The sequence below is a fragment of the Sphingobium sp. LMA1-1-1.1 genome (genome assembly GCF_040676365.1).
Classification (GTDB): domain Bacteria; phylum Pseudomonadota; class Alphaproteobacteria; order Sphingomonadales; family Sphingomonadaceae; genus Sphingobium.
In genome coordinates, this window is record NZ_JBEGHS010000048.1 from 1 (window position 1) to 369 (window position 369).

Here is a 369-nt window from a genome sequence, read left to right on the forward strand (position 1 = left end):
CGCGATGTTCCTGCAGCTCATTGCGCTCCAGGACCTGCTCCAGCGCGAGAAGACGGTAGCGTTCCGCGGCGTCGAACAACTGGCCGCTGATCCGCTTGATCCACCGGCTGCCGCACCCGCCGATGAGGGCAAGGTGGAAGTCCTTGTGCCGGCTTTCCCATTCGGAACTTTCGCCCTGGCCCGTCTCCCCGCGATGGGTTCGCGACAGATGATGGAGCGCGAGTATGAGATTCTCCTCCCACGCCAGGTCGAACCGATCGATCGATTCACGAATGGCCAGGCCATCGATCCAGCAGCGCGTCTTGACGAGTTCCTTCAGCTCCTCGGCGCTCACCGGCGCGACACGAAAGCCCTTCTGCTCCTCGAGCG

General features: G+C 63.4%; 1 protein-coding gene. It reads right to left on the reverse strand.

The window, feature by feature from the left end; genetic code table 11:
- A partial coding sequence (locus MRBLMA1_RS19035; protein WP_363738978.1) for an FCD domain-containing protein occupies positions 1-369 on the reverse strand: 369 nt, incomplete at both ends.